Below are 22,802 nucleotides of genomic sequence, written 5' to 3' on the forward strand. Positions count from 1 at the left end.
CCACGCATATGTTAGCGACATGGGACTGGGTCACGATCACGGCCACGGCGCGCCGACGGCGGACGCCGCGACGCGCCGGCTGTGGCCGATGGCCGTCGGGATGGTCGTCATCGGGACGTTCTTCGTCGTCGAACTGACGGTCGGGATCGTCGTGAACTCGCTGGCCCTCATCGCCGACGCCGGTCACATGGCCACCGACGTGATCGCCATGGCCATGGGTCTCACCGCGTTGCTGCTCGCCCGGCACGGCAGCGCCACGGGGGAGAAGACGTTCGGGTGGCACCGTGCCGAGGTGTTCACCGCGGTCGCCAATGCCGTCCTGCTCATCGGCGTCGCCGTGTTCGTCCTCTACGAGGCGGTCGAGCGGCTCGGTACGGATCCGCAGGTGCCGGGCCTGACGCTCGTGATCGTGGCCCTGACGGGCCTCGCGGCCAACCTCGTCGTGATGCTGCTGCTCCGCGCGGACGCCCAGGACAGCATCGCCGTCCGCGGGGCCTACATGGAGGTCCTCGCCGACGCGGTGGGAAGCATCGGGGTCCTGGTCGCCGGCGTGATCGCCATGACCACCGGCTGGGGTTACGCCGATCTCGTCGTCGCGGTGCTCATCGCGCTGTGGGTCGCACCGCGGGCGATCAAGCTCGCCGCCGACGCACTGCGGATCCTCAGCCAACGCGCCCCCGCACATGTCGACGTCGACGCGGTGCGCGCCGACCTCGCGGCCCTGCCGCAGGTGCACGACGTGCACGACCTCCACGTGTGGACGCTGACCACCGGCATGGACGTCGTGACCGTCCACCTCGGCAGCGACGCCGACAACGCGGACGTGCTCACCGCGGCCCGTCGGGTCCTCGGCGAGCACGGGCTCGACCACGCGACGGTCCAGGTCGATCCCGTCGACATGCAGAAGCGCTGCCATCGCGACCTGACCTGGTGACCCCTATTCCGGTGGCGCTCGGGCGCCGTGGCGCTTCACCATGTCCCGCGTGACCGCCGAACTCGACCGCCTGCACCGCAAACCCGAGCGTGGCGGTGACCGCGCGGTGCTCGATGCGCTCCTCGACGAGGTGATGGTCGGGACGCTGAGCACCGTCGTCGACGGTCTGCCGTGGTCGGTGCCGATGCTGTTCGCCCGCGACGGTGATCGCATCGTCCTGCACGGGTCCACGGGTGCCGGCGCACTGCGACATGTCGCCGAGGGGGCGTCGGTGACGTTCACGGTGTTCGCGCTCGAAGGGATCGTCGTCGCCGACAGCCTGTTCGACCACTCCGCCAACTATCGCTCGGCCGTCGTCCGCGGGACGCTCGAGCCGGTGCGTGACGACGCCGCCTCCGCGCTGAACGTGTTGAGTGACAAGCTGATCCCGGGTCGGGTCACCGAGGTCCGCGGTCACACCCGCAAGGAGGTCGCCGCGACGACGACCCTGGTGTTGCCCATCCTCGACGGACAGTGGATCGCGAAGGCGCGCAGTGGACCGCCCGGTGCACCCGAGGACGCGTCGGCGTGGACCGGTGTCGTCCCCGTCCGGACCGTGTACGACCCTCCGATCACGGCAACCGGTGACACGCCGCCGGAGTCCGTGCGTCGGCTCGCCCGAGGCTGAGGGCGGACGCCATCGTCCACAGGCGGCGGTCGATGCAGACGGGGGTCACCCGCCGGGCGCCGTGTCAGCGCCAGAAGACGACGAGCTGGTAACCCAGCGAGGCCAGGGTCGACGGGACGCCCGAGCGGTCGAAGAACCAGTAGATGACGTCGAAGAATGCGCGGTTGACCGGCGGCAGCAGCAGCAGGACGAACACGATCAGGAAGCCGTACTGACCGACCTGCGCCATCGACCGTCGGGTCTGCGGGGACAGATACGGCTCGACGGCCCCGTAGCCGTCGAGACCGGGGACGGGGAGCAGGTTGAGCACCGCGGCGGTGATCTGCAGGAACGCGAGCATGGCCAGGGCCGACCACAGGTTGATCGTCGCGAAGTCGATCGAGTCGAGCCGGGTCCGCAGCACGGCCAGCAGGATCACCGCGATGACGACGTTGGCGGCCGGTCCCGCCAGCGACACGATCGTCCGCTGGACCCGGCTCATCGCCGCGGTGTTCACGTACACCGCGCCACCCGGGAAACCGATGCCGCCCAGCAGGATGATGACGAGCGGCAGGGTGATCGACAGGCCGGGGTGCGCGTACTTGCGGGGGTCGAGAGTGAGGTAGCCGCGCAGCTCGGCGTTGGCGTCGCCGAACGCGAAGGCGGTGACCGCGTGCCCGAACTCGTGCAGGCACAGCGACACCACCCAACCGCCGACGACGAGCATCAACGCGCCGACGATGGAGGTGGCGTTCCGTCCGGGATCGGAGTTCGCGAGCACGACGCCGCCGGCGACGGTCACCGCGACCACGCCGAGGAACACCGGCCCGGGCCGGACCGAGCGCGCGATCTGCGTCGCCGTGCTCACGGCCGCACCAGGTTCCAGTCCTCGGCGTGCCGGTAGACGGTCGACCGATGGACGGGTCGCGGTGCGCGAACGCCGTCTCGCTCGACGACGATGTCGATGCCGCCGGTCTGTACGGCGCGTCCCGCGACCCACTTGGTGCGGAAACGGCGGGGAATCGCCCCCTCGACGCCGGGTTCGTGTGCCGTCGGCCGGATACGGACCTCGTTCGCCTCCCCGGAGAACAGGCGCTCGCTGTCGACGTAGGTCTCACCGGTGAACGGCCCGTCCACGCCGCGATGCGATGCCTCGCCGACGATGACCACCGCGGCGTCGTCGCGGATGAGCGGCAGCGTCGACGCCGCGCCGGTCAGGGCGAGCTGCGCGGCGTCGTCGCCGTGGGGCAGCCCATAGACGCCGGTCGCGGGGGTCGCGGTCGGCGCCACGTAGGCGACCTCGAGGTCGAGACGCTCGGCGATCATCAGCCGCGAGACGACGCCCGCGAGGATCGCGTCGGGGGTGTCGGCACCCCCGACGACCACCACCCGCACGACGTCGAGTGGTGCCGCGGCCTTGGCGACCGAGGCACGCAGGTCGTCGCGGGTGAGCGAGGTCCGGATGACGGGGAAGTCGGCGAATGCGGCGGGGACAGCGGCGTCGGACGCCGCGATGACGGCCGGCCGGGCCGGACTCGGCGCAGTCATGGCCGACATCTCCGATTCGTTCGGTGCGCGGCCGCCGCGAGTCAGTGTGACCGGCGACGCACCGAGCCAGTAGGGTTGTCCCACGGTTCGGGTGATCCCCGGGCCGGAAGGAGCACGATGTGCCTGCGATCGTACTGATCGGCGCGCAGTGGGGGGACGAGGGCAAGGGCAAGGCCACCGACCTCCTCGGCGAGAAGCTGCAGTGGGTGGTCCGCTACCAGGGTGGCAACAACGCGGGCCACACCGTCGTCCTCCCCAGTGGTGACCAGTTCGCGCTGCACCTCATCCCGTCCGGCATCCTCACGCCCGGCGTGAAGAACGTCATCGGCAACGGTGTCGTCGTCGACCCCGGTGTGTTGCTCACCGAACTCGGGGGCCTCGAGGAGCGCTCCGTCGACACCAGCGGTCTGCTGCTGTCCGCGGACGCGCATCTCCTGATGCCGTACCACGTCGCCATCGACAAGGTGACCGAGCGTTTCCTGGGCAACAAGAAGATCGGCACCACCGGCCGCGGCATCGGGCCCTGCTACCAGGACAAGATCGCCCGCGTCGGTGTGCGCGTCGCCGACGTCCTCGACGAGAAGATCCTCACCCAGAAGGTCGAGGCGGCTCTGGAGATCAAGAACCAGATCCTCACCAAGATCTACAACCGGCGCGCGCTCGAGTCCGAGCGCGTCGTCGAGGAGGTCCTCGGCCAGGCGGAGGGCTTCAAGCACCGCATCGCCGACACCCGACTGCTGCTCAACCAGGCCCTCGAACGCGGCGAGACCGTTCTGCTCGAGGGATCGCAGGGCACCCTGCTCGACGTCGACCACGGCACGTATCCCTATGTGACGTCGTCGAATCCGACGTCCGGTGGCGCCGCGGTCGGCTCGGGCATCGGGCCGACGCGCATCACCACCGTGCTGGGCATCCTCAAGGCGTACACCACCCGCGTCGGGTCGGGACCCTTCCCCACCGAGCTGTTCGACGAGTGGGGCGCCTACCTCGCGAAGACCGGCGGCGAGGTCGGTGTGACGACCGGACGCGCCCGACGGTGTGGCTGGTTCGACGCGGTCATCGCCCGGTACGCCACGCGTGTCAACGGCATCACCGACTACTTCCTCACCAAACTCGACGTGCTCTCCAGCCTCGACACCGTGCCGATCTGCGTCGCCTACGACGTGGACGGCGAGCGGGTCGAGGACATGCCGATGACGCAGACCGGCTTCCATCACGCGACGCCGATCTACGAGGAGATGCCCGGCTGGTGGGAGGACATCTCCGGCGCCCGCACCTTCGACGACCTGCCGAAGAACGCACAGGACTACGTGGTGCGTCTGGAAGAGCTGGCGGGCGCGCACATCTCGTGCATCGGCGTCGGACCGGGTCGCGACCAGACCATCGTGCGGCGCGACATCCTCTGACCCGGGCGGAATGCCCGGTTCGTCTCGGGACCGGCGCGACCGGTCTCGTGCAGACGCCTGCGATGTCGGTGTCGGCGTGACACAGTGAAGGGGGTCGCCCCCACGCCCCAGCCCGGCGTCGCCGCGACCGTCGACCGCACCGTGTGGCGAGCAGAGCCCACGCGGTTCCCGCCGTGACACCCTCCCGACCGCGTCGTCGTCGTGCGCGTCGGGGTGTGTGCGCCCGCTCGAGGGAGCAGCCGTGCCGGACAAGAGCTCATCGCCCCACGTCGAGAACGCGTCCGCGGTACCCGACGCCTCCGACCCACCCGTGCGGTCCGAGAGGTCCGGTCCGCACCCCGATTTCCGCCCGCTGTCGCAGGACGCGGCGGCCGATCCGCCGCGCGACGTCGAGATCGTCGTCGACGGCCGCGTGATCCCCGCGGTCGCCGACCGCCCCGCGATCGAGGCCCTCATCGCCGACCAGGGGCAGAAGTGGCCGCGCGTCTGCTACCACCCGGCGCTGGGTGCGCTGCAGACCTGTGACACCTGCATGGTGGAGGTCGACGGCGAGATGGTCCGCGCCTGCGCGACCACCGTGACCGCCGGACTCGAGATCGGCACCGAGGGCGTGTCCGCCGACGCGCGGGAGGAGGCGGCGCAGCGTCTCATCCGCAAACACGTCCTCTACTGCACCATCTGCGACCACAACGACGGCGCGTGCGAGCTGAAGAAGGGTGTCGAGGCCGCCGGACTCACCCATGAACGGAACCCGTTCCGGCCCAAGCCCTACGAGATCGACGACAGCCACCCGTTCTACCGGTACGACCCCGACCAGTGCATCCTCTGCGGCCGCTGTGTCGAGGCGTGTCAGGACGTGCAGGTCACCGAGACGCTGTCCATCGACTGGGAGTCCGACAACCCGCGCGTGCTGTGGGACGGCGGGTCGCCGGCGGGTGAGTCGTCGTGTGTCAGCTGCGGGCACTGCGTCACCGTCTGCCCGTGCAACGCGCTGATGGAGAAGACGATGCTCGGCCGCCACGGCCTGTTCACCACGTGGCCGGAGGAGACCCGCGGTCCGGCCATCGACATCGTCAAGGGCGTCGAGCCGACCACCGGCTACCTGCCGCTGTACGCCCTCAGCGACGCCGAGGCCACCGCCCGACAGGCCGTCACCGACGTGACGAAGACCGTGTGCACCTACTGCGGTGTCGGGTGCAGCTTCGACGTCGAGACCCGCGGCCGCGAGATCCTGCGCATCCAACCGCAGCACGACGGTCCCGCGAACTCCATCTCGACCTGCGTCAAGGGCAAGTTCGGGTGGGACCACATCAACGCGCCCGACCGGCTGACCCGACCGATCGTCCGGCGCGGCAACCGATTCGTCGAGGTCTCGTGGGCCGAGGCGCTCGACCACATCGCCGAGAGGATGGGCGCGATCATCGAGCGGGACGGATCGGACGCCGTCGCCGTCATCGGGTCGTCGAAGGCGACGAACGAGGAGTCCTACCTGACCCAGAAGCTGGCGCGACAGGTCTTCGGGACGCACAACACCGACAACTGCTCCCGCTACTGTCAGGCGCCGGCGACCCAGGGACTGTGGCGGACGGTCGGCTACGGCGGTGACGCCGGGTCGATCAGCGACATGGAGCGGGCAGCACTGGTGCTCGTAGTCGGGTCCAACACCTCCGACTCGCACCCGGTGATCGCCGCCCGGCTGCGCCGCGCGCACAAGCTGAACGGCCAGCAGCACATCGTCGCCGACCTGCGCGAGCACGGCCTGGCCAAGCGGGCCGAGGTCTTCATGCGGCCGAACCCGGGCACCGATCTCATCTGGCTGTCCGCGGTCGCCCGGCACATCCTCGACGAGGGATGGGCCGACGAGGACTTCCTCGCCGACAAGGTCAACGGCCTCGACGAGTACCGGGAGTCGTTGGCGCCCTTCACCCTGGAGTACGCGCAGGAGCGCACGGGCATCCCCGTCGACACGCTGGTCGACGTCGCGCGACGGGTGGCGACGGCCGACTCCGTCGTCGCGCTGTGGGCCATGGGTGTCACCCAGCACCACATGGGATCCGACACCTCGACGGCGATCTCGAACCTGTTGCTCGTCACCGGCAACTACGGCCGTCCGGGAACGGGTGGCTACCCGCTGCGCGGGCACAACAACGTGCAGGGCTGCAGCGACTTCGGGACGATCAACACGTTCTACACCGGCTATCAGCCGATCGACGACCCCGAGGTGAAGGCGAAGTTCGAGCGGGCCTACGGCCGTGAGTTCTCCACCGAACCGGGCATGGACAACCACGAGATGGTCGACGCCGCCCACGAGGGCCGGTTGAAGGGCCTTCTCGTGATCGGCGAGGAGCTCGCCCTCGTCGACGCGAACATCCACTACGTGCAGGAGGCGATGGAGAACCTCGAGTTCTGTGTCGTCTCCGAGTTGTACTTCTCCCGCACCTGCGAGTTCGCCGACGTCGTCCTCCCGGCGGCCGCGTCGCTGGAGAAGGACGGCACGTTCACGAGCACCGAACGCCGCATCCAACGCCTCTACAAGGCGATGGAGCCGATCGGGGAGGCCAAGGCCGACTGGCAGATCCTGCAGGACATCGCGCGGCACATGGGTCATGAGTGGGGGTACACCCATCCGAGTGAGATCATGGACGAGATCGCCTCGCTGACACCGTTGTTCGCGGGTGTCCGCTACGACCGGCTCGAGGGCTACGACTCGCAGCAGTGGCCGGTCGCCGCCGACGGGACCGACACACCACTGCTGTACTCCGACGGCTTCCACTTCGACGACGGCCGGGCGCGCTTGTACCCCTTGGACTTCCGTGAGCCGGTCGAGAAGCCCGACGAGAAGTACCCGTTGCACGTCAACAACGGTCGCGTGCTGGAGCACTTCCACGAGGGCAACCTGACCCTGCGGTCTACCGGCCTGACGCACATCGTCCCCGACACCTACGTCGAGATGTCCCGACGCACCGCCGAGGAGTACGACGGTCTGGCGACCGGTGACTGGGTCCGGTTGGTCTCGCGGCACGGTGAGATCACCGCGCGGGTGTTGTTGTCCGACGAGGTCGCCGACGACCAGCTGTGGGTGCCCATGCAGGCCGCCGAGATCAACTCGCTGACGTCCAACGAGGTCGACCCGGACTCGCACACCCCGGCGTACAAGGAGATCGCGGTGTACCTCGAGCGGGCGGACGGCCCGCAGGAGGTGCGCGGTGGGTCCCGACGCGGCGCGGACCGCGGCCGGATGGGCTCGCGGGACGTGCACGGCCACCCGACGGGACCGCCGCTTCCCCGCAACCACCACCGCTATGGGCACCCGACGCCGCAGGCCGGGGTGGAGACCCCTCGCAAGTGGGACCGTCCCGACTACGTCCTGCCGCCCGAGCCCGAACCGGGCGACGCGCGCGCCTGACCACCCCGAGCCGAACCACTCGTCGAGAGGCCCCACCGATGGCACGCTCCCTCGCCTACACCCCGCCCACCCCGCCGGACACCGCAGCCCACGACGAGCTCGACGACCTCGTCGACGCCCTGCACGAGAGCGGCCTGCTCCGGGCGCTCGCCGGTGGCGCGCGGGCGTACCCGACGCTGTTGCACACCCTCCTCGACGCGATCGACGCCGACACCCTGCGCGCCGGCGTCGCGCTGGCGGGTGGACTCGCCGACCTCGACCCCGAGGAGGCCGAACGTCTCGCCGGGGGGATCCGCAAGGCCCGTACGGACGCGACCGCGGCGGCCGCGGCACGTCCCGAGGGTCCGGTGTCGCTGGCCAAGCGGCTCCGCGACCCCGACACGCGTCGTGGGTTGTCCGCCGCGCTGGCGGCGCTCGCGGCGATCGGCGCGGCACTGGGCCCCGAGAAGCGCTGATCGGGGTTCGCCTCGACGTCACCTCCCGTTCGTCCGCGGACGCGACGATCGGTCGATGGCCCTCACCCGTCGTCGTCTCCTCGCCTCCACCGCCGCCGCGGGCCTGCTGGTCCCGGCGTCGGGCCTCGTCGCCTCCCGCGCGACCGCGACACCCGGGCTGGTGCGCGCACGTCCGACGCTGACCCACGGGATCGCGTCGGGTGACCCGCGCCCCGACGGTGCGCTGGTGTGGGCCCGATCGGACACGCCCGCGCGGATGGTGGTCGAGGCGTCGCCGCTGGAGGACCTGACGCTCTCCCGGCGGTTCGTCGGCCCAGTGCTGACCCCGGCCACCGACGGCACCGGACGCGTCCGGGTCACCGGGATGCCGCCCGGGGCGACCATCCACTACCGCGTCACCCTCGAGTCCGATCGTGGGACGCGGTCGCAGCCACTGACGGGCACCTTCCGCACCGCCCCGGTGCTCCCTGCGCCGATCCGCCTGACGTGGTCCGGTGACGTCGCGGGCCAGGGGTGGGGCATCGACGAGTCCCGCGGGGGCATGCGGGGATTCGCGGCCGTGGCCCACCGGCAGAGCGACCTGTTCCTGCACTCCGGTGACACGATCTACGCCGACAACCCGATGAAGGACACCGTCGACCTCGGCGGCGGACAGCTGTGGCGCAACCGCGTCAGCGCCGCGAAATCCGATGTCGCACAGACCCTGGACGAGTTCCGCGGGAACCACGCCTACAACCTCACCGACGACAACTACCGCCGCTTCGCGGCGACGACCACGCAGCTCGTGCAGTGGGACGACCACGAGACGTTCAACAACTGGTTCCCCGGCGAGATCGTCGCGAATCCCGCGTACACGCAGGAGAAGCGGGCCGACGTGTTGTCCGCTCGTGCTCTGCAGGCGTTCCACGAGTGGCAGCCGGTGTCACCGGTCGACGCCGTCGACGGTCGGGTGTACCGGAAGGTCTCCTACGGGCCGCTGCTCGACATCTTCGTGCTCGACATGCGCAGCTACAAGGACTCCAACTCCGACTCCCGCGTCCCGACCGGCGGCCACATCCTCGGTGACCGGCAGGCGCGCTGGCTCGTCGACGGGCTGAACTCCTCCCGTGCGGTGTGGAAGATCGTCGCCAACGACCTGCCGCTGGGGATCGTCGTCCCCGACACCACGTACGGCGACGCGTCCGCGATCGAGGCCGTCGCGCAGGGCGACGACGGTGCCCCGCTGGGCCGCGAGACCGAACTGGCACGGGTCCTGCGGAGCACCCGGGGTGTGCGGAACGTCGTGTGGCTGACCGCCGACGTGCACTACACCGCGGCCAACCACTACCACCCCGACCGTGCCGCGGTGCGTGACTTCCGGCCGTTCTGGGAGTTCGTCTCCGGGCCGCTGCACGCCGGCGCGTTCCCGGCCGGGAAGCTCGACCGGACCTTCGGGATCGAGCAGGTGTTCGTCCACGCACCGAGCACCCCGAACGTCGGGCCCGCGGTGCCGCAGTACCAGCACTTCGGCGAGGTCGAGATCGACCCCGTCGGCGCACGCATGTCGGTGTCGCTCTTCGACGCGACCGGCGCGCGCCTGCACCGCACGGACATCCCGCGAGAGTGAGGGGTCGCGGCCGGGTCACCGGGTAAGTTGCTCTCGGGCGCCCGCGGACCCACCGGGGGCGATGACAGCTGTGGGTGACCAGTGCGGCTGATGCGTCGCGATTACGACTACGGCTCGATCCTCCTCGGGTCCGTCGACGAGGGCCGCCGCAAGCAACGGATCCGCATCCAGGTGCTGCTGACGTTGTCGATCGTGCTGTCGAACGCCATCGGGGCCGTCATCGCCATCGTCCTGTCGAGCGCCGGCATCCCGGAACCGAGTGTCTTCCACACCAAGTTCTGGTGGGTCAACTTCATCGCGCTGCCGATCTACGTCGGTGCGGCTCTGGTTCTCGGGGCCCTGCTCGGCACGCTGATCATCGTCCGTCAGCTGCGCTGGGCGATCCGCGACCAGGAGCCGACGCGCAAGGAGGCGCGTCGTGCCCGGTGGATCCCGTGGAAGCTGACCGCACTGCAGGCGGCCTTCTGGATCGGCGCCGTCATCATGTTCACGATCTGCTACGGCGTGCTCGACCCCAACCTCATCCCGAAGATCTTCTTCGTCGTCGCGCTGTCGGGCACGGTGGTCTGCGCGATCTCGTACCTCCTCAGTGAGTTCTCGCTGCGACCGATCGCCGCGCAGATCATCGCCGCCGACCCGCGGTCGGCCCGTCGTCGTCGAGGCGCCCTGCGCACCCGGGCCTTCATCTCGTGGTCGGTGGGGTCGGGGATCCCCATCGTCGGCATGTTCCTCGTCGCGGGCTTCGGACTCTTCCGCGACCAGACCACCAAGACCGACGTCTTCGTCGGCATCACCGTCCTGGTCGGGATCGCGCTCTTCACCGGTCTGCTGCTGACCATGCTCAACACCACGCACGTGATCGCGCCGGTCCGCAACGTCGCGTCGGGCATGACCAAGGTCAGCAAGGGCGACACGGACGTCTCGGTCGTCATCTTCGACGACACCGAACTCGGTGAGCTGCAGGCCGGTTTCAACGACATGGTCCAGGGCCTGCGCGAGCGGGAACGCCTGCAGGACCTGTTCGGTCGCCACGTCGGTCGCGACGTCGCCGAGGCCGCGCTGTCCAGCGACCCCGAGCTGGGCGGCACCGAACGCACCGTGGCGGTGGTCTTCGTCGACGTCATCGGGTCGACGACGCTGGCCGCGGAACGTCGACCGTCCGAGGTCGTCTCGATCCTCAACCGGTTCTTCGCCGTCATCGTCACCGAGGTCGAGCAGCGCAAGGGCCTGGTGAACAAGTTCGAGGGCGACGCGGTGCTCGCCGTCTTCGGCGCCCCCATCGACCTCGACGACTCCGCGGGCGCGGCACTCGCCGCGGCACGGGCGATCTCGTCCCGCCTCGCCGACGAGGTCCCCGAGCTGTCGGCCGGGATCGGCGTGGGCTACGGCAGCGTCGTCGCCGGCAACGTCGGCGCCATCCAGCGGTTCGAGTACACCGTCATCGGTGACGCCGTGAACGAGTCGGCGCGTCTCAGCGAGCTCGCCAAACGCGACCCCGCCCACCCGTTGGCCAGCGGCGCCGCGGTCGAGGCCGCGCACGACGAGGTGCAGCACTGGTGCGAGCAGGAGACCGTCACGCTGCGGGGACGCACCGCGGAGACGGTGGTCTACGCCGCGCGCTGAGCGATCAGGACGCCGAGCCGCGCGTCCCACGGTCGGACAACCCCTCGGCGAGATCGAGCTGGCGCAGCACGCGCCGCAGCACCTCGTCGTCGATGCGTCCGGCGTCGCGTTCGGCGATGAACACCTCGCGCTGCACCTGAAGTAGTTCGGTGCGCAGCCGGCTGAACACCATCGACGGGCTCTCGCCGATCTCCTCCTCGCCGCGCCCGAGCTCCTCCCAGGCGAGGTTCTTGCGCGATTTCAGCCAGCGGCGCAGCACGTGCACCTGGTCGTCGTTGGCATCGCTGGAGGGCAGTTCGGCGGCCAGTTCGTCGAGTCGCTTCCCGGCGGCGCGGCCGGCGCGGTCCTGGGCGGCGGCCAGCGACAGCAGGTCCGAGCGGCGTTCGTCCCCGGTCACCCCGAGACGTCGGATGAGCCAGGGCAGCGACAACCCCTGCAGCAGCAGCGTCCCGACCACGACGACGAAGGTGAGGAAGATGATCTCGTCGCGCGCGGGGAACGCGTCGCCGGCCTCGGTGGTCAGCGGGATACCGAACGCGGCGGCGAGGCTGACCACCCCACGCATGCCCGACCACGCCACGATGAACACCGACGCCGGGGTCGGCGGCGACTCCCGCTCACGGACCCGTCGGGACAGCAGGCGGGGCAGGTAGGTCGCCGGGTACATCCACAGGATGCGTACCAGGATCACCGTCGCCAGCACCGCCACCGCGCTCCACACGATCGCGCCGAGGGAGTGCCCGCGCAGTCCGCGGACCACCTCCGGCAGCTGCAGACCGATGAGCAGGAACACGAACGACTCCAGCATCACGTCGATCGAGCGCCACACCGCGTTGTCCTGCAACCGGGTCGCGTACCCGTCTCGGGCAGAACGCTGGCCCAGGTACAGGCCGACGACGACCACCGCGATCACGCCCGACGCGTGGAGCTCCTCGGCGACGAAGTACGTCGCGAACGGGATGACGATGCCGACCGCCGTCTCCATCGGGGGATCGGTGAGCCACAGGCGGATCCGTGAGACGACGACGCCGAAGACGAGGCCGACCACGACCCCGCCCACCGCCGCGATCGCGAACAGGGCGATGCCACCCCAGGCCGTCGTCGTCGCACCGACCGCCGCGCCGAGCGCGAGACGGTAGGCGGTGAGCGCGGTCGCGTCGTTGAGCAGGCTCTCCCCGCCGAGCAAGGTCGTGATCTTCCGCGGCAGGCCCAGACGACGCCCGATCGCGGTCGCCGACACCGCATCCGGCGGTGCGACGACGGCGCCGAGCACCATCGCGGCGGCCAACGGCAACTGCGGCAGCGACCAGTACGCCACGAACCCGACGACCACCGCGCTCACCAACGGCAGCGCGATGGCCAGCAACCCGATGGCCCGGGCGTTGCGGCGCAGTGCCACGTATGAACTGTCCTGGGCCGCCGAGTACAGCAGCGGCGGCAGGATCACGAACAGCACGACGTCCGGGTCGAGCGCGAGGGTGGGCAGATGCGGGATGAACCCGACCCCCAGGCCGACGACGACCAGGATCAGGGGGGACGGCAGTTCCCACCGCCGCGCCAACGCCGCGACGCCGAGCGCGATGACGGCGACGGCGATGAGGGAGGCGTCCAACGGTGACCTCTCGGCTCGAGGTGGGCGGCGCGACGAGGATATCGCCGCCCCGAGCCCGGCGGCCTGCCGACAGCCGGCGCCGGGGGTTACGCCGTGCCGGACCCGTTCATCGCGGGCTCGGCGGACACCGAGCCGTCGTCGTGCATCGCGGTGACGAGTTCCATCAGCGCACCGCGGAGCTTCATCAGGTCGTCCTCCGGGAGACGAGTACGGCACCGCACCTCGCCGGCGATCCGGGCGCCCTCGTCCTGCAGTTCATGGCCGGCCTCCGTCAGACGCATGCGGTGGACACGACGGTCGGACGGGTCACGCTGCCGCTCGACGAGACCCGCCTTCACGAGCCGGTCGAGGACGGGGGCGAGGCCGTTGGCTGGGAGGTCGAGACGGTCGGCCAGAGTACCGACGGAGATGTCGTCGTTCTCCCAGAGCACCATCATGACGAGGAACTGCGGGTAGGTGAGCCCGATCTTCTCGAGCATCGGACGGTAGGCGCGGACGAGCGTCGCCGACGCCGTGTACAGCGCGAAGCACAGCTGTTCGTCGAGTCGGGGGGCAGAGGTCTCGGTCATCGCGGTCTCCAGTTGACGATCGGGGACGGTCGGACAAATCGCCCGCTTCTCGGACTGACCTGTTCTGAATCACAACAGCGTACGGCGTGCGTGATAGTACGGCGAGGCTGGCCTCATGTCGTGCGCAACGAACGGACTCGCGTACATCGGGGTCGTGGTTGGCCGCGCCCGCGACGGATGCGGGACAATGCGCGGGTGCGATCAATCGGGAGATCCGTCCGCCACCGGCTGATCGGCGACCGCGACGTCGCCGCCGACCCGGTCGACGACGGACAGTGCGCTCACCTGCGGGATGCGCCCGCGTCGGAGGACGACGTCGACGCCGAACGGCTCTGCCAGGGGTGTGCCGAGGAGGGCGAGCAGCACTGGGCGCATCTGCGTCAGTGCCTGCAGTGCGGGTACATCGGGTGCTGTGACTCGAGCCCCCGTCGGCACGCCACCGCCCACCACATGTCCACGCACCACCCCGTGATGCGATCCGCCGAGCCCGGCGAGTCCTGGCGCTGGTGCTACGTCGACGCCCAGATCGGTTGAGGACCCAGATCGGATGAGGAACCCATGACGCGACCCGAGGACCGCCCGGACGACCCCGCCCGCCCGGTCCCACCCCGCCCGGATCGGGACGACCGCCCGGCACCGGCCGGTCGTCCCGTCCCGCCCCGGACCGGAGCCGCGGGACCGGCGGGTCCCGCGGGGCCGCCGCCGGGTCGACCCGTGCCGCCCCGTGGCCCGGGCGCGCCGGTCCCGCCGCGCGGTGGTCGACCGGTGCCGCCTCGTCCCGCGGGACGCCCGATGCCGCCGCCGGCGCCGACAGGTCGCACCGTGGCCGGCCCCGCGCGTATCGGGACGCCGCTCTCACCGTCGGCGACGCGCGTGATGCTGCTGGGCGCCGGCGAGTTGGGCAAGGAGGTGGTCATCGCCTTCCAGCGCCTCGGCGTCGAGGTGATCGCCGTCGACCGGTATCACAACGCGCCGGGCCACCAGGTCGCACACCATGGCTTCGTGATGGACATGACCGATCCCGACGCGCTGCTCGCGCTGATCCTCGACCAGAGGCCGCACTATGTCGTGCCGGAGATCGAGGCGATCGCGACCGGTGCGTTGGAGGAGGCCGAACGTCGCGGCATCACCGAGGTGATCCCGACCGCCCGCGCGACCGCACTGACGATGAACCGTGAGGGGATCCGGCGCCTCGCCGACGAGCAGCTGGGCCTCCCGACGTCGGCGTACGCGTTCGCCGACTCCGTCGAGCAGCTCACCGAGGCGACCCGTCGCGTCGGCTTCCCATGCCTGGTGAAGCCGACGATGTCGTCGTCGGGCAAGGGGCAGTCGATGCTGCGTGGCCCCGAGGACATCCAGTCCGCTTGGGACACAGCTGCATCCGGTGCTCGCGTCGCCGGTGGGCGGGTCATCGTCGAGGGCTTCGTCGACTTCGACTACGAGATCACGCTGCTGACCGTCCGCGCGGTCGACCCCGCCACGGGTCGGCTCACCACCCACTTCTGCGCCCCCATCGGCCACCGGCAGGAACGGGGCGACTACGTCGAGAGCTGGCAGCCGCAGGCGATGAGCCCGGTCGCCCACGGGGCGGCGATGTCGATCGCGGCCCGCATCGCGACCGCACTCGGCGACGGCGGGCTCGGGGGCCGGGGTGTGTTCGGCGTCGAGATGTTCGTCAAGGGCGACGACGTCTACTTCAGCGAGGTGAGCCCCCGTCCGCACGACACCGGCCTGGTGACCCTCGCGACCCAGCGTCTCTCGGAGTTCGAGATGCACGCGCGGGCGATCCTCGGGCTGCCCGTCGACGTGACGTTGGCCAGCCCCGGTGCGTCGGCCGTCATCTACGGCGGTCGTGACGAGGCGGCGATCGCCTTCGAGAACGTCGCGGCCGCACTCGCGGTGCCCGAGACCGACATCCGACTGTTCGGCAAGCCGGAGAGCTACGTGCGGCGCCGCATGGGTGTGGTCGTGGCGACGGCCGACGACGTCGTCGAGGCGCGGCGACGTGCCCGTGACGGTGCCGCCGCGGTCCGCCCGGTGAGCACCGCCCCGCCGGTGCCCGGGGACCGCCCGGCGGTGCCGGGCCCGCCAGCCGCGGTGGAGTCGACGGGGCCGAGCACCGACCGGTTCCGCGACCGGAGCGTGCGGCCCGAGCCGGCGGGCGACGACCGGTCCGCCGTGCCCGCCGACGACTCGATCGCGGACGGCTCCGCGGCCGACCGGCCCGGTGCCGAGGTGGACCCGCCGCAGACCGCGGCGTTCGACACCGCGGCCGCCGCCCGCGAGGACGCCGACGAGCCCCGGCGGGACACCGGCGACGCCGACACCGATCCCGTCGCGGAGGCAGCGGACACCGATCGGACCGACACCGGCCGCGGCGTGACCGTGGAGAAGTAGATGCCGCTGTGGGGCGACCTGCTCGTCGCGCTGGTGATCGCGATCGGGCTGGTCGGCACCGTGGTGCCCCTGCTGCCCGGACCGACCCTCGTCCTCGGCGCGATCGTGGTGTGGGCGGTCGTCACCGGTGGCGCCGCGTGGGCCGTCGTCGCGGTGGCCGCGGTGCTGATCCTCGGCGCGATGGGGCTGAAGTACGTGTTGGCCGGGCGGAGCATGCGACGCTCCGGCGTCGCGGACCGCACCATCGTCGTGGGTGGTCTCGTCGGCATCGTGGGGTTCTTCGTGGTGCCGGTGATCGGGCTGCCGCTGGGCTTCCTGCTCGGCGCCGCGGCGTCGGAGTGGGCGACCCGCCGGGATCCCCGCGCGGCGAGCCGGGGAGCGCTCGCCGCCGCGCGTGCCGCCCTGGTCGCGATCGGGATCGAGCTCACCGCATCGCTGTTCGCCGCCGGATCGTGGACGATCGGCGCCATCGCGCTCTGATCGCGGGGGCCTCAGCGGCCGAGCGGCACCACGAGCGGACCGTCGGTGACGGGGTCGCGGATCACCACCGACCGCAGACCGAACGCCCTCTCCAGCAGCTGCGGCGTGATCACGTCGGCCGGTGCGCCTCGCGCGAGGACCGCGCCGTCGCACATGACGACGATGTGGTCGCTGTACCGCACGGCCAGGTTGAGGTCGTGCAGGACGGTGACGACGGTCTTGCCGTGCTCGGCGCTCAGTGTCCGCACGAGGTCGAGGACGTCGACGGCGTGCGCGAGGTCGAGGAATGTCGTGGGCTCGTCGAGGAGCAGGATCTCGGTCTGCTGCGCGAGGACCAGCGCGATCCACACGCGCCGACGCTGACCACCCGACAGCGACTCGACCGGGCGGTCGGCCAGGTCGGCGACACCGGTCAGCGCCATCGCCTCGGCGACCGCGGCGTCGTCGTCGGGCGAGGACTGTCGGTACCAGCGCTGGTGTGGGTGTCGACCGCGCTCGACGAGCTCGGTGACCGTCAACCCGGACGGGGCTATCGGGTCCTGGGGGAGCAGGCCGAGGACCTGGGCGAGGTCGCGCGGTCGGCGGCCGGCGATGTCGTCACCGTCGAGCCGCACCACACCCGACCTCGGCGTCAGCAGACGCGAGATCGAGCGCAGCAGCGTCGATTTGCCGCACCCGTTCGGCCCGACGATCGTCGTGACGACGCCGTCGGGGATCTCGAGGGTCAGTCCGTCGATGACGACACGGTCGTCGTAACCGACGGTCAATCCCTCGGCGGTGAGACGACTCATGCGGAGGCCTTCCGGGACACGGCGATCATCAAATACACGAGGAACGGGCCGCCGACGGCGGCGGTGACCACACCGACGGCGAGGCCACCGGGCAGGACGCTGCGGCACAACAGGTCCGCGCCGGAGACGAGCACCGCGCCGAGCAGTCCCGACAACACGGGCGGCGGTTGGGGTGTCCGGGCGAGGCGCAGTGCGATCTGCGGGGCGAGCAGCGCGACGAACGCGACCGGCCCGGCCGCGGCGACCGTCACCGCCGAGACGATCACCGCCACGGCCAGGGCCACGATCCCGACGCGGCCGGCCCGCACCCCGAGACCGCGGGACAGGTCGTCACCGAGCGCCAACAGCGACAGCCCGCGACCGATCCCGGCGACGACCACGACCCCCAGCGCGAGGACCACCGCGAGGGTGGCCACCGACGACCACGTCGCGGCCGACACCGACCCGACGAGCCACCGCTGCGCGCGGGCGACGTCGTTGATCTGCGCCCGGGTGAGCCCGTAGGACACAACGGCCTGGAACACCCAGGTGAGGGCGACGCCGACCAGCACAAGGCGGAAGGGCTCGATGCCCCCGCGCCAGGCGAGTGCGTACATGAGCACCGCACCGACGACCCCGCCGAGCAGGGCGGCCAGCGGGATCCCGATGTCCGCGAGCCACGCGCCGGCGCCCGACCCCAGCGCGATCGCCGTGACCGCCGCCGCGCTCGCACCCGCGGTGATGCCCAGGATGTCCGGGGTCGCCAACGGGTTGCGGGCGACGGTCTGCGTGAGCGCCCCCGCGAGCCCCAGCCCGGCGCCGACGAGCACGGCGAGCAGCGCGCGGGGCAGGCCGACGTCGAACACGACGACGTTCTCGACGCGCGTGCCCCCGCCGAACAGGATGCGGAGCACGTCGAGGGGCCCGAGGGGGAAGTCGCCGACACCGAGCCCGACGACCAGCAGGACGAGTACGAGGGCCAGCGACACCCCCGACGCGACGAGCAGTCGGGGCCGGACGGGAAGCGCGACGGGACCGACCCGCAGCACCCACCGTCGCGGGGGGACGGGGGGCGTCGCGGTGACGGGATCGGCGACGACGGTGGCGGTCACACCGACACCAACCGTCGTGCGCGGACGAGGTGGATGAGCATCGGCGCGCCGACGACGGCCAGGACGATCCCCACCTGGATCTCCCCCGGACGGGCGACGACGCGACCGATCACGTCGGACGCGAGCAGCAGCACGGCTCCGATGAGGGCGGAGTACGGCACGATCCAGCGGTAGTCGGAGCCGACGACGGCACGGGCGAGGTGCGGTGCGACGAGACCGAGGAACACGATCGGCCCGCACGCGGCGGTCGCGGCACCCGACAGCAGCGTGATGGCGAGGATGCCGACGACCCGGACGGTCAGCACCCGCGATCCCAGCGCGCGGCTCATGTCGTCGCCGAGGCCGATGACGTTGAGGAAGAAGCCGCTCCCGATCGCCAGGACCAGACCGGCGACGACGAACGGCAGTGCCGCCCAGATCACGTCGGTGCCCCGACCGACGATCGAGCCGACGTTCCAGAAGCGCCAGGCGTCGAGCGACGCGGTGTCGACGAGCACGATGCCGGAGGTGATCGCGAGGAGCAGCGCCGAGAGCCCGGTCCCGGCGAGCACGAGGGTGATCGGCGACGCGCCCTTCGTCGCGGCCGACGCGCCGAAGACGGCGACCGCGGCGAGCACGGCGCCGACGAGTCCGAAACCCATGTATTGCATGGGCGTCGCGATGCCCAGGGTGTAGACGCCGACGACCACGGCGCAGGCCGCACCGGCGTTCACGCCGAGCAGGCCGGGGTCGGCGAGAGGGTTGCGGGTGTGGGCCTGGGTCAGTGCCCCCGCCGCGCCCATCGCGAGTCCGACCAGGAGGCCGAGCAGTGTCCGGGGGACACGGAGGTCCCGCACGATGCCGACCGTGTCGTCGGTGCCCTGCGCCGACCACAGCGCGTCCCAGACCTCCCCGAGCCCGAGTGCGCGGGACCCGATCGCGATCGACGCCGTGGCCGCGACGGCGAGCAGTCCGAGCCCGCCCACGAGCCCGAGGAATCGTCGACTCCGTACCCGCGTCGGTCGGTCGACGTCGGGCGCAGGAGCCGTCCCGGGCGTCGCTTCGGTGGTCGAGGGCATCGGTAGGAAAGGATACCCTTACTTCACGATTCGGTGACAGACGGTAACGAAACCCGGGCAGATGCGATGAAGTGGTCAGTGCGGTGTGACCCCCGACACCGCCCCACCGATCGATCACGAGGAAGTGAGTTCGAGATGTCGAGTCGTGCACAGGTACTCCGTCGCGCCGCCGCCGGCACCCTGGCGGCCGCAGCCGTCGCCGCCACCGCCGGGATCGCCGCCGCCCCCGCGAGCGCGGCCACGCCCCCGAATCTGCGCCTCACCGGCGTCGTGTACTGCGACAAGACCAACTTCATCCCGACGCTCGTGCGTCAGATGACCGTGACGAACACCAGCGACACGTTCACCATGCGGAACGTCACCCTGCAGGAGATCCAGGGACAGAAGCGCTTCGCGGCGAGCCTCGCCCCGGGCAAGACCCTGCAGATCCGGACCACGCAGCCCGGCTGCTTCCCGTCGTCGATCAGCGGCTACGCGATCTCCGACAACCGCGAGGACCTGCTGGACAACTACGGCTACTGGTACACCCTCGACCGGCTCTGATCCGAACCGCCGAACGGGCGGTCGGAGTGCATCGATGATGCACCCGGCCGCCCGTTCGTCGTACGGGGGAGCGTCAGGTCAGCGCTGGACCTTGTCGGGTTCGGCGGCGGCGAGCATGTCCTCGCGCTCGACGACCTTCACCCGCTCGCGTCCCTCGGCGGCGCCGAGCTTGCGCTCGTGCTCGTCGAGCCGGTACCAGCCGTCCCAGGTGGTGAACGGGATGTCGCGGCTCTCGAGGAGCGCGATCACGTCGTCCTCGCCGGGGGAGGCCGGCTCGTTGAGCAGGCCGTCCTTCATGTCGCTGAGGATGCAGTCGACGGTCTCGTTCGCGTCGCCCTTGGTGTGGCCGATGAGGCCGATCGGGCCGCGCTTGACCCAGCCGGTCGTGTACAGCCCGGTGAGGTGCTCGCCCTCGTCGAAGATGCGACCGGCCTCGTTCGGGATGACGCCGGCCTGGTCGTCGAAGGGGATGGCGGGCAGGTTGTCCGAGAGGTACCCGACCGCGCGGTAGACCGCGCCGACCTCCCAGTCGGTGTACTTCCCGGTCGGCTTCACGTTGCCGGTCCCGTCGAGCTGGGTGCGCTCGGTGCGCAGCCCGACGACCTTGCCGTCCTCGCCGAGGATCTCCACGGGCGACTCGAAGAAGTGCAGGAACAGCTTGTGTGGTCGGTCCCCGACCTCACGGATCGCGTAGTTCTCGATGATCGTGGCGACCTGGTCGGTGATCTTCGACCCACGGCGGGCGACGGCCGAGCCCTCGTCGTAGTCGATGTCCTCGGGGTCGACGATGACCTCGATGTTCGGCGAGTGGTCGAGCTCCTTGAGCTCCAGCGGGGTGAACTTCGCCTGCGCCGGACCACGGCGCCCGAACACGTGCACCTCGACGGCCTTGTTGGCCTTGAGACCCTCGTACACGTTCGGCGGGATCTCGGTCGGCAGCAGCTCGTCGCCGGTCTTCGCGAGCACACGCGCCACGTCGAGCGCGACGTTGCCCACGCCGATCACGGCGACCTTCTCGGCCTCGAGCGGCCAGGTGCGCGGGAAGTCGGGGTGACCGTCGTACCAGGCCACGAACTGCGCGGCGCCGTACGAGCCGTCGAGGTCGACACCGGGGACGTCCATGAGGCGGTCGTCGGTCGCGCCGGTCGAGAAGATCACCGCGTCGTAGAGGGTGCGGAGATCGTCGAGGGTGATGTCGGTGCCGTAGTCGACGTTGCCGAGCAGGCGGACCTGCGGCTTGTCGAGGACCTTGTGCAGGGCGGTGATGATGCCCTTGATGCGCGGGTGGTCCGGGGCGACGCCGTAGCGGATGAGGCCGAACGGCGCGGGCATGCGCTCGTAGAGGTCGATGCTGACACCGCGTTCGGACGCGGTGTCGGACTTCATCAGCGCGTCGGCGGCGTAGATGCCGGCCGGTCCGGCGCCGACGATGGCGACGCGCAGCGGGCGGTCCTGCGTACTCATGGGTGGTGCACCTTCTTCTCGGCCGGGAGAGGCGTCGACACGATCGACCTTCCACGGTAGGCGTGCCCTGTACGCCATGGCCAATTCCGTGAGCGGTCTTACCCGAGGTCAGCGCGCGAGCTGCGGGACCAGTCGCTGCAGGACGTAGGGGATGGTGAGCACGGTCGGCACCGACATGGCGCTGCCGAGACCCTGGTCGACGTAGACGACGTCGCCGCGCTTGACGATGTCGAGGTTCTGGAAGGCCGGGTTGACCTTGAGCTTGTCGGTGGCACCGGCGTAGTCGACGACGACGAGCTTGTCGAGGCCGTTCAGCAGGTTCAGGTTCTCGTCGGAGATCGACCCGTAGAAGCCGTCGGTGATGGTCGACTGCAGCGAGGCGGGGAACGGCATGCCCAGGTTGGTCAGCGTCTGACCGCGGCCGTCGCCGGGCCCGTAGATGTACACGCCGCCGGCCTCCGAGCCGATCACGACGGCGCTGGTGCGTCCGACGAGCTGCGGGTTCGCGGCTTTCGCGTCGGTGAACTGCTTCTCCGTCTCGGCGACGATGCGCGCCGTCTCCTGCGGCTTGCCGACGGCCGTGCCGATCTCGGTGGTCGACGCCTGCCACGGCACCTGCCAGTCGCCGTACTGCTTCTCGCGCACGACGGTCCCGGCGACCTTGGCGAGGTTGTCGTACACGGGGCGGGTGATCGCGTTGTTCACCGCGACGATCAGTTGCGGGTTCGACGCGAGGACCTTCGTCACCTCGCCGGCGGGGTCGGAGGAGCCGTTGCTCAGGACGGTCGGGTTCTGTCCCCGGAGCAGGTCGGAGTTCCAGGGGGTCGTCACCGACCGGTTCGTCGGGTCGAAGAACGGCACCATCGTCGTCGGGACGATGCCGAGCTTCAGCAGGATGTCGCTGTCGCCGGGACCCAGGGTCGCGACCCGCGACGGGGCGGCGTCGATCGTCGTCGAGCCGTAGTTGTGCTCGATGGTGACCGGGAACGCACTGGGCTCGGCGGCGACGGAGCTCGACGACCCGGCGGCGTCCTCGTCCGGCGCGGAGCACGCACCCACGGTGACGACGAGTGCTGCTGCGGCGACGGCCGCGCCCAGGCGACGATGCATCGGGAACCTCCGGGATCGAGAGCCACCAAGGTTAGGCTCCGCTTACTTCCGAGGATGACATCC

Annotated in this window: 20 protein-coding genes; 11 read left to right on the plus strand and 9 right to left on the minus strand. The window is 70.7% G+C overall.

Annotated elements, in window-relative coordinates:
• Nucleotides 1–19: 19 nt before the first annotated feature.
• On the plus strand, nucleotides 20–934 hold the full coding sequence (locus LX12_RS14120; protein ID WP_253655220.1) for a cation diffusion facilitator family transporter: 915 nt from the start codon (nucleotides 20–22) through the stop codon (nucleotides 932–934).
• 49 nt (nucleotides 935–983) lie between these two features.
• Nucleotides 984–1,601 (plus strand): pyridoxamine 5'-phosphate oxidase family protein, encoded by a 618-nt coding sequence (locus tag LX12_RS14125; protein WP_372505023.1) that lies wholly within the window; start codon nucleotides 984–986, stop codon nucleotides 1,599–1,601.
• 64 nt (nucleotides 1,602–1,665) lie between these two features.
• On the opposite strand, the gene LX12_RS14130 is transcribed toward LX12_RS14125, so the two are convergent.
• The gene (locus tag LX12_RS14130; protein WP_253655222.1) at nucleotides 1,666–2,448 is read right to left on the minus strand and encodes a site-2 protease family protein; all 783 of its coding nucleotides are present in this window, start codon (nucleotides 2,446–2,448) and stop codon (nucleotides 1,666–1,668) included.
• Nucleotides 2,445–3,128 carry a hypothetical protein gene (locus LX12_RS14135; protein WP_253655223.1) on the minus strand — a complete coding sequence of 228 codons (684 nt, stop codon included), beginning with the start codon at nucleotides 3,126–3,128 and terminating at the stop codon, nucleotides 2,445–2,447. Before LX12_RS14135 ends, LX12_RS14130 begins: the two co-directional genes overlap by 4 nt.
• 119 nt (nucleotides 3,129–3,247) lie before the next feature.
• On the opposite strand from LX12_RS14135, the gene LX12_RS14140 reads away from it, so the two are divergent.
• From LX12_RS14140 to LX12_RS14160, 5 genes are all read left to right on the plus strand, one after another.
• Nucleotides 3,248–4,534 carry an adenylosuccinate synthase gene (locus LX12_RS14140; protein WP_253655224.1) on the plus strand — a complete coding sequence of 429 codons (1,287 nt, stop codon included), beginning with the start codon at nucleotides 3,248–3,250 and terminating at the stop codon, nucleotides 4,532–4,534.
• A 241-nt stretch (nucleotides 4,535–4,775) separates the two neighbouring features.
• Complete coding sequence (gene fdhF, locus LX12_RS14145) at nucleotides 4,776–7,940, plus strand: formate dehydrogenase subunit alpha (protein WP_253655225.1); 3,165 nt, start codon at nucleotides 4,776–4,778, stop codon at nucleotides 7,938–7,940.
• Between the two features lie 38 nt (nucleotides 7,941–7,978).
• Nucleotides 7,979–8,395 carry a DUF1641 domain-containing protein gene (locus LX12_RS14150; protein WP_253655226.1) on the plus strand — a complete coding sequence of 139 codons (417 nt, stop codon included), beginning with the start codon at nucleotides 7,979–7,981 and terminating at the stop codon, nucleotides 8,393–8,395.
• Nucleotides 8,396–8,450: 55 nt separating this feature from the next.
• Nucleotides 8,451–10,001, plus strand: a complete 1,551-nt coding sequence (locus LX12_RS14155) for an alkaline phosphatase D family protein (protein ID WP_253655227.1) — start codon at nucleotides 8,451–8,453, stop codon at nucleotides 9,999–10,001.
• Between the two features lie 90 nt (nucleotides 10,002–10,091).
• Nucleotides 10,092–11,624, plus strand: coding sequence for an adenylate/guanylate cyclase domain-containing protein (locus LX12_RS14160; RefSeq protein ID WP_253655228.1), 1,533 nt, complete (start codon nucleotides 10,092–10,094; stop codon nucleotides 11,622–11,624).
• A gap of 4 nt (nucleotides 11,625–11,628) precedes the next feature.
• Here LX12_RS14160 and LX12_RS14165 read toward each other — a convergent pair whose 3' ends face one another.
• Nucleotides 11,629–13,236 (minus strand): Na+/H+ antiporter, encoded by a 1,608-nt coding sequence (locus LX12_RS14165; RefSeq protein ID WP_253655229.1) that lies wholly within the window; start codon nucleotides 13,234–13,236, stop codon nucleotides 11,629–11,631.
• 86 nt (nucleotides 13,237–13,322) lie between these two features.
• Nucleotides 13,323–13,805, minus strand: coding sequence for a MarR family winged helix-turn-helix transcriptional regulator (locus tag LX12_RS14170; protein ID WP_253655230.1), 483 nt, complete (start codon nucleotides 13,803–13,805; stop codon nucleotides 13,323–13,325).
• 195 nt (nucleotides 13,806–14,000) lie between these two features.
• Here LX12_RS14170 and LX12_RS14175 point away from each other — a divergent pair, with 195 nt between their 5' ends.
• From LX12_RS14175 to LX12_RS14185, 3 genes are all read left to right on the plus strand, one after another.
• Nucleotides 14,001–14,339, plus strand: coding sequence for a UBP-type zinc finger domain-containing protein (locus LX12_RS14175; RefSeq protein ID WP_372505024.1), 339 nt, complete (start codon nucleotides 14,001–14,003; stop codon nucleotides 14,337–14,339).
• Between the two features lie 288 nt (nucleotides 14,340–14,627).
• Nucleotides 14,628–16,202 carry a formate-dependent phosphoribosylglycinamide formyltransferase gene (gene purT / locus LX12_RS14180; RefSeq protein WP_372505025.1) on the plus strand — a complete coding sequence of 525 codons (1,575 nt, stop codon included), beginning with the start codon at nucleotides 14,628–14,630 and terminating at the stop codon, nucleotides 16,200–16,202.
• Nucleotides 16,203–16,682, plus strand: coding sequence for a DUF456 family protein (locus tag LX12_RS14185; protein WP_253655231.1), 480 nt, complete (start codon nucleotides 16,203–16,205; stop codon nucleotides 16,680–16,682).
• A gap of 11 nt (nucleotides 16,683–16,693) precedes the next feature.
• Here the strand turns inward: LX12_RS14185 and LX12_RS14190 are convergent, their stop codons facing one another.
• Genes LX12_RS14190 through LX12_RS14200 form a run of 3 tightly spaced genes read right to left on the minus strand, consistent with a single transcriptional unit; the run spans nucleotide 16,694 to nucleotide 19,622 of the window.
• Entirely contained in the window at nucleotides 16,694–17,473 is a 780-nt protein-coding gene (locus LX12_RS14190) for an ABC transporter ATP-binding protein (RefSeq protein WP_253655232.1), read from the minus strand.
• Nucleotides 17,470–18,564, minus strand: a complete 1,095-nt coding sequence (locus LX12_RS14195; RefSeq protein ID WP_253655233.1) for a FecCD family ABC transporter permease — start codon at nucleotides 18,562–18,564, stop codon at nucleotides 17,470–17,472. The genes LX12_RS14190 and LX12_RS14195 overlap by 4 nt, the downstream gene beginning before the upstream one ends.
• A complete protein-coding gene (locus tag LX12_RS14200) occupies nucleotides 18,561–19,622 on the minus strand; it encodes a FecCD family ABC transporter permease (RefSeq protein WP_253655234.1) in 1,062 nt (353 codons plus the stop codon). The genes LX12_RS14195 and LX12_RS14200 overlap by 4 nt, the downstream gene beginning before the upstream one ends.
• A 135-nt stretch (nucleotides 19,623–19,757) precedes the next feature.
• Here LX12_RS14200 and LX12_RS14205 point away from each other — a divergent pair, with 135 nt between their 5' ends.
• Entirely contained in the window at nucleotides 19,758–20,165 is a 408-nt protein-coding gene (locus tag LX12_RS14205) for a hypothetical protein (RefSeq protein ID WP_253655235.1), read from the plus strand.
• A 78-nt stretch (nucleotides 20,166–20,243) separates the two neighbouring features.
• On the opposite strand, the gene LX12_RS14210 is transcribed toward LX12_RS14205, so the two are convergent.
• Both LX12_RS14210 and LX12_RS14215 read right to left on the minus strand, forming a co-directional pair.
• Nucleotides 20,244–21,629 carry an FAD-dependent oxidoreductase gene (locus tag LX12_RS14210; protein ID WP_253655236.1) on the minus strand — a complete coding sequence of 462 codons (1,386 nt, stop codon included), beginning with the start codon at nucleotides 21,627–21,629 and terminating at the stop codon, nucleotides 20,244–20,246.
• A gap of 108 nt (nucleotides 21,630–21,737) precedes the next feature.
• Nucleotides 21,738–22,739 (minus strand): ABC transporter substrate-binding protein, encoded by a 1,002-nt coding sequence (locus LX12_RS14215; protein WP_253655237.1) that lies wholly within the window; start codon nucleotides 22,737–22,739, stop codon nucleotides 21,738–21,740.
• Nucleotides 22,740–22,802 lie beyond the last annotated feature (63 nt).

The sequence above is a fragment of the Williamsia serinedens genome (assembly GCF_024171725.1).
In the GTDB taxonomy this organism is placed as follows: domain Bacteria; phylum Actinomycetota; class Actinomycetes; order Mycobacteriales; family Mycobacteriaceae; genus Williamsia_A; species Williamsia_A serinedens.